This window comes from Rickettsia sp. TH2014, from assembly GCF_019249195.1.
Lineage (GTDB): Bacteria > Pseudomonadota > Alphaproteobacteria > Rickettsiales > Rickettsiaceae > Rickettsia > Rickettsia felis.
The window spans coordinates 1-7050 of the sequence record NZ_MXAX01000248.1 but is presented as its reverse complement, the minus strand read 5'-3'; the positions used below and the strand labels follow the sequence as shown (position 1 = coordinate 7050).

The window sequence follows — 7050 nt, the reverse complement described above, 5'->3', positions numbered from 1 at the left end:
CTGGATTGCTTCGTCAATTACTTCGTAATTCTTCTCGCAAGGCATTGTTGCGTGGACTGGTAAAATCCACTGTGTCACCCCGTGGCTTGACCACGAGGTCCAAAAAATAATAAACAAATACTAATAATTTTAGTATTTTAACTGGATCCCGTGGTCAAGCTACGGGATGACAGTGGTGAAATTGATCCACGCGACAATCTCTTCTCGCAATGACGAAAAGTTTCAACTTATCAACCCTTCATTTTATGGTAATATATTAATGAATAGTTATTGGTTAAATATTTATAAACCAAGAGGTATAAGTTCTGCTAAACTGGTTAGCATGGTAAAAAAAATACTCGGTAAAGAAGCTAAGATAGGACATGCCGGTACTTTAGATGTTGAAGCAGAAGGGATACTACCACTTGCCGTAGGTGAAGCTACAAAGCTAATACAACTGCTAATTGATGCTAGAAAAACCTATATTTTTACTGTAAAATTCGGAATGAAAACCGATAGTGGCGATTATGCCGGCACCGTAATAGCAACGAAAGATTATATCCCTTCTCAAGAAGAGGCTTATAACGTATGTTCTAAATTTATCGGTAACGTAATACAAATACCGCCGGCTTTTGCTGCTCTTAAAGTTAACGGTGTAAGGGCTTATAAATTGGCTAGAGAGGGGAAAGAAGTAGAATTAAAGCCAAGAAATATAACTATTTATAATTTAAAATGTTTAAATTTTGATGAGAAAAATGCTACCGCTACATACTATACGGAATGCTCAAGAGGTACTTATATAAGGACTTTAGCAGAAGATTTGGCATTGTCCTTGCAAAGTTTAGGATTTGTGATAGAATTACGCCGTACTCAGGTTGGAATATTTAAAGAAGAAAATGCTCTCCGAATTAAATCACCTGACGAAATTACCAAAAATTTCCTAGAGGAAAAAAGTATAAAGATAGAAGCAATACTGGACGACATCCTGGTTCTTGATGCAACTGACAGCCAAGCACAAAAAATCAGATATGGGCAGAAATGCCAATTTGATTATGAAGAAGATTTTAGGCATCTTTCCAAATTACCTCTAGAAGTAGAGTTTGAGAAGATGTCTGTTAGTCTTTTATGGGTTCGCTATAAGGGAAATCTGCTTGCAATAGGTAGCTTAAATAAGGGTTGCTTTAATTCTTTACGAGTATTTAATTTATTATAACAATTTAAGGAGAAATTATCGATGTCGATTACTACAGAACGTAAACAACAATTAATTAAAGAATATGCTATAACGGAAAATGATACCGGTTCATGTGCGGTGCAATGTGCTATCTTAACTGAAAGAATCAACAATTTAACCGAGCATTTTAAATCTAACCATAAAGATCATACTTCAAGACGTGGATTATTAATTTTAGTCGGACGCCGTCGTAGATTACTTAACTATATTAAAAAGAATAATATTAGCGAATATTTAGATTTAATAAGTAAGCTAGGAATTAGAAAGATTAAGTAGCTAAATAACCGTCATTGCGAGCAGGCATTGCTCGCATGGATACTAAAGCCCATCATTGCGAACAGCCGTAAGCTGCGTGGCAATCTCGTCAAATATCCTGAGATTGCTTCGTCGAATTACTACGTAATTCTTCTCGCAATGACGGGATAGAATACAAAAAATATAAATTATGAAATGAGATAAATAGATGTTTAACGAAATAACTAAGAGTGTTACATGGAACGGGAAAGTTCTTGAGCTTAGTACAGGTAAGATAGCAAGGCAAGCTGACGGAGCAGTTACGATAAAAATGGGTAATTCCGTTTTATTATGTACAGCAGTAGTAGCTAAAAAAGCAAAAGAAGGTATTGGCTTTTTTCCTCTAACTATTAATTATAGAGAAATGGCATATGCTGCCGGTAAAATCCCCGGAGGATTTTTTAAACGTGAGGGAAAAGCATCAGATAGAGAAGTTTTAGTATCTCGTTTAATAGATAGACCGATTAGACCGTTATTTCATCCGGCTTTTGTTAATGAAACTCATGTAACTTGTACTGTTCTTTCATATGACCCTGAAACTCCGGTAGATATACTTGCAATTATTGGTGCATCGGCTGCCCTTAGCCTATCCCCTGCTCCTTATCTAGAAATAGTTGCTGCAAGTAAAGTAGGTTTAATCAATGGTGAATTTGTTTTAAATCCGACACTTGAATTATTAAAAACAAGTCAGCTTGATTTAGTAGTTGCAGGAACTTCAGATTCAGTAATGATGGTTGAATCGGAAGCTCATTTACTCGCTGAAGAACAAATGTTAGAAGCCGTAAAATTTGGATTTGAAAGCTTCCAGTCGGTAATAAAGATAATTAAAGAACTAGCAGAAGAAGCTAAAAAACCAAAGCTTGAAATGCAAGATTTATATCCTGCCTCATTAAAGAAAGAAATTGAGAAGTTATTTGTAAAAGAAATCGAACAAGCTTTTGCGATTAAATCTAAACATGAACGTAGTACTAATTTAGATTTAATACCTGAAAAAGTTCTTGCACATTTTGTAAGCGACATAGAGAATAAAAAATATAGTAATTATCAAATCGAATCGGCTTTAAAATCTATTGAATCAGATATATTACGTAACGAGATTTTAGAAAAAAATAGACGTATCGATGGTAGAAGTGCCACGGATATAAGACAAATTGCTTGTGAAATAGGTTTATTACCTTCCGCACACGGTTCAGCTTTATTTACTAGAGGCGAAACGCAAAGCTTAGTTAGCACTACATTCGGTACTAGTTTAGATGAGCAGATAGTTGACAGTTTAGAGGGTGAGCATAAAGAGCGTTTTATGCTTAATTATATCTTTCCGCCCTACTCTGTAAATGAAGCAATGCCGATGAAAGCACCTAGTCGTCGTGAAGTCGGACACGGTAAACTCGCATGGCGCGCTATTAATCCAATATTACCTAATAAAGTACAATTTCCTTATTCTATTAGAGTAGTTGCTGAAACTACGGAGTCTAACGGTTCTTCTTCAATGGCAACCGTTTGCGGTAGTTCTCTTGCTTTAATGTATGCCGGCGTACCGATAAAAGCACCGGTTGCGGGTATTGCTATGGGGCTTGTTAAGGAAGGCAAAAAATTTGCGGTATTATCCGACATTCTTGGAGATGAAGATTATTTCGGTGATATGGACTTTAAGGTCGCAGGAACTAGCGAAGGGATTACCGCATTACAAATGGATATCAAAATATCCGGAGTAGATTTTAAAATAATGAAAGTAGCTTTAGAGCAAGCACGACTCGGTCGTTTGCATATACTTGAGCAAATGAACAAAGTTATTAATAAACCAAATAGCGAACTAAGTAAAAATGCTCCTTCTACTACTACTATAAAAATAGATAAGGATAAAATTAGAGATATTATAGGACCTGGCGGTAAAGTAATAAAGGAAATTTGTGAGACTAGCGGTGCTAAAATAGATATAAGCGATGACGGTACGGTTTCTGTTTATGCTTCAGATAGAGATAAGCTAAAAGTCGCTTTAGATAAAATTAAAGTTATTGCCGTTGAACCTGAAATCGGAGAAATATTTAACGGTACGGTAATGAAAGTGTTAGATTCCGGTGCTTTTATTAATTATTTAGGTAATAAAGACGGCTTTGTTCATATTAGTGAAATTTCAGAAGAAAGAATAGAAACGGTTAGCAGTGTTTTAAAACAAGGCGATATAGTAAAAGTTAAGCTGATAGGCTTTGATAATAAAGGCAAAGCAAAACTAACTATTAAAAATACCGATAAGGATAAATCTTCAAATAATCCAAAGCCAAAAAATAATGCTAATAATGCTAAGGAAAATTCAGAACCTGAGCGACGTGATTCTAGTAAAAAACGAGCTTGGAATGAAGATTCTAACAATGATAAAGAAGAAACAATTACGGAACGTAAGTATTTTAATTGATGTTGTCATAGTATATCCGGTGTCATACCGCGACTTGATCGCGGTATCTAATAATATTTTTAAATGGATACCGCGATCAAGTCGCGGTATGACAGTAAATAAATGAACCACACAAATAATTACCAAATCATCGCAAAGAGGGTTATTTCTAGTGAAGCAAGTGCTTTAGAAAAATTATCCGAAAATATCCCTGACGACTTTAACAAAATTATAGAATTTTTACTATCTTTCAAAGGACGGGTAATTTTAACCGGCATAGGCAAAAGCGGTTATATTGCAAGAAAAATAGCTGCTAGCTTTTCTTCAACCGGTATGCCTGCTTTTTATTTACATCCGGCAGAGGCAAGTCACGGCGATTTAGGTATGGTGACGAGAAATGATCTAGTAATTATGCTATCTAATTCCGGTGAAACTAAAGAGCTATTTAATATAATTGAATATTGTAAGAACTCTTCCATAAAAATTGCTGCAATGACAATGAATAAAAATTCCACTTTAGCTAAAAGAAGCGATTTTTTATTAATAGTACCTGAATATCCGGAAGCTTCTGTAATTGGAGCTCCTACTATATCATCTTTAATAATGTTATCACTAGGTGATGCCTTAATGACTGTTATACATGAAAAACGAGGCTTTACTAAAGATGATTTTAAAATTTATCATCCGGGAGGTACAATAGGTGCTAATTTAACAAAAATTAAAAACCTAATGCGTGAGGGGAATGAAATACCTTTAGTATATGAAGATACTGCCTTTGCCGAAACTATAATTATTATGAATAAAAAACGTTTAGGTTGTACACTTGTCACAGATAAAAACCAAAATTTGATAGGGATTATAACCGACGGGGATTTACGTCGTCATATTAACGATCAAATTCACTTAAAAACAGCATCAAGCATTATGACCAAAAACCCTATTCATATCTCATCGGAAATATTTGCAAAAGAGGCTTTAAATTTAATGAAAGCCAAGAATATCACTAATATACCGATTGTTGATGATAATGTTATTACGGGTATTATTCATATTCATGATTTACTACGCATTGGAGTTAGCTAAAATCTATGCCCTCTTCTTATAAACGGCGAAAAAAAATTTGGAAATCTCTATATCTTTTAATAATAGCTGGAATTTTGTATATAGGATATATATTAATTAAAAGCGGTTATATTAATGAAGAAAATGATATTAACGTTACAAAGAAAAGTTTAAAAGATACTAAAAATTTTGATTTAAAATATAATATTATATTGAAAGATTCAATTTTTGAAGGAGTAAATAAAAATTTAAATGCGTATAAAATTAAAACTGAGCGAGCTATAAAAGAGTCGGATAACAAATATAAACTAGATATAATAAATGCTATTTATAACGTAAATCAAGACCAAACTCTTATTATCAATGCGAAAGAAGGCTTTTTAGATGAAGAATCAAACATATTAGATTTAAAAAATGATGTAAAACTTTTTTTTGATGAGATCATATTTAACACTAACGATGCAAGGATTGATTTAGTAAATAAGAATATAACCGGCAACTCCTCTGCTAAATTACTTTATAAAAACTCTTCAATTACTTCAGATAGTTTTAATACGAAGGATGAAAATAATATTATAATTTTTAAAGGCAATGTCTCTACAATCATCGATTTATCGGATTATTAAACTTATAGTATTTCTTACTGTTAGTATATCTATATATGCTAATGATAAAAATATTTCAAATTTACATATAACATCTGATACTTTAATTATTGATAGGACCAAACAAAAAGCAGAATATCTTGGAAATGTTGTTGTTTACTTCGATAACGCAATACTTAGAACAAAAGAATTATATATTTTTTATAAAACAATAGATGATAAACAAACTATTGATTATATAGTTATTCCCACCATATTGACTGTAGAAAGAAAAATAAATAATGAATTATTACTTGCAGATAATGCTAAATATTTTTTTGATGACAAACAACTTATTTTACTCGGTAATGTAATATTACAGCGTGATGATAATGTCTTAAGAACTAATAAACTAATCTATTATGTAGATATTGTTAAGAAATAGTGTTCTTTAGTACGTCATTGCGAGAAGAAACTGAAAGTTTCGACGAAGCAATCTCAGGATATTTGACAAGATTGCCACGCAGCCTACGGCTGCCCGCAATGACGTTGAGAATTAATCCACACAAAAAACACAAATAAAAAAGATGGTCAGCTTACAAGTTAAAAATATATCAAAATCCTATAAAAAAAGGAATATATTAACTGATATATCTCTGAATATAAAACAAGGAGAGATAGTTGGTTTGTTCGGTCCGAACGGAGCCGGTAAAACAACTTGTTTTAACATTATTATCGGTTTAATGAAACCGGACTCAGGACAATTACTTTTAAACGATATAAATATTACCAACCTACCTATTTATTTACGAGCAAAGCTTGGAATCGGCTATCTTCTTCAAGAACCTTCAATATTTCGAGGATTATCGGTTGAGGATAATATTAAGGCTGTAGTTGAGATATCTGAAAATGATAAGGAAGTAATTGAACAAAAAACCCATAATTTACTAGAGAAATTTTCGATAGTTCATTTAAAAGATTTATCCGCTGCTAGCTTATCAGGCGGTGAAAGGCGTAGGCTTGAGATTGCACGTTCACTTGCAATAGAGCCTAAATTTATCATGCTTGATGAACCGCTTGCCGGTATTGACCCGCTTGCTATTTCCGATATTAAAAATCTAATTACTTATTTACGTGCGTTTAATATAGGCATATTAATTACCGACCATAACGTGCGTGATACTCTAGATATAGTCGACCGTGCTTATGTTATTTTTGAAGGTAAAGTATTGCTAGAAGGAAAACCTAAGGAAATAGCAAACAGCAAGAAAGTCAAGGAAGTGTATTTGGGTGAAAGCTTTAGTTTTTAGATTCCGATGTCCTTCCTATGGCAACGTTACATAGATACCAAAACCGTCATTCCTGCAAGACCTTGTTGCGTAGATATAAAAAAAAGTAGCTGCGAACTAAGAAAAGTAGTAAATAGACAAAAAACTTAACCACAAGTGTGTATGTCAAAGCTACAAAAAGTTTGCAACTGGAAAGAATATAACAGAAGTTTAAAG

Annotated in this window: 7 protein-coding genes; all 7 read left to right on the top strand. The window is 33.2% G+C overall.

The features are described 5' to 3' along the window. Positions 1–259: 259 nt before the first annotated feature. The 7 genes from truB to lptB all read left to right on the top strand — a co-directional run bounded on the left by truB (position 260) and on the right by lptB (position 6855). Positions 260–1192 (top strand): tRNA pseudouridine(55) synthase TruB, encoded by a 933-nt coding sequence (gene truB, locus KYQ89_RS05120; protein WP_218460682.1) that lies wholly within the window; start codon positions 260–262, stop codon positions 1190–1192. A gap of 21 nt (positions 1193–1213) precedes the next feature. Next, positions 1214–1489, top strand: a complete 276-nt coding sequence (rpsO, locus tag KYQ89_RS05115; RefSeq protein ID WP_218460681.1) for a 30S ribosomal protein S15 — start codon at positions 1214–1216, stop codon at positions 1487–1489. Between the two features lie 187 nt (positions 1490–1676). Continuing rightward, positions 1677–3920, top strand: a complete 2244-nt coding sequence (gene pnp / locus KYQ89_RS05110; RefSeq protein ID WP_218460680.1) for a polyribonucleotide nucleotidyltransferase — start codon at positions 1677–1679, stop codon at positions 3918–3920. Between the two features lie 102 nt (positions 3921–4022). Then, positions 4023–4982, top strand: a complete 960-nt coding sequence (locus tag KYQ89_RS05105; protein ID WP_218460679.1) for an SIS domain-containing protein — start codon at positions 4023–4025, stop codon at positions 4980–4982. Between the two features lie 5 nt (positions 4983–4987). Then, positions 4988–5587, top strand: coding sequence for an LPS export ABC transporter periplasmic protein LptC (lptC, locus tag KYQ89_RS05100; protein WP_218460678.1), 600 nt, complete (start codon positions 4988–4990; stop codon positions 5585–5587). After that, on the top strand, positions 5553–5990 hold the full coding sequence (locus KYQ89_RS05095) for an LptA/OstA family protein (RefSeq protein WP_218460677.1): 438 nt from the start codon (positions 5553–5555) through the stop codon (positions 5988–5990). Before lptC ends, KYQ89_RS05095 begins: the two co-directional genes overlap by 35 nt. A 142-nt stretch (positions 5991–6132) precedes the next feature. Next, complete coding sequence (lptB, locus tag KYQ89_RS05090; protein WP_218460676.1) at positions 6133–6855, top strand: LPS export ABC transporter ATP-binding protein; 723 nt, start codon at positions 6133–6135, stop codon at positions 6853–6855. Positions 6856–7050: the final 195 nt, after the last annotated feature.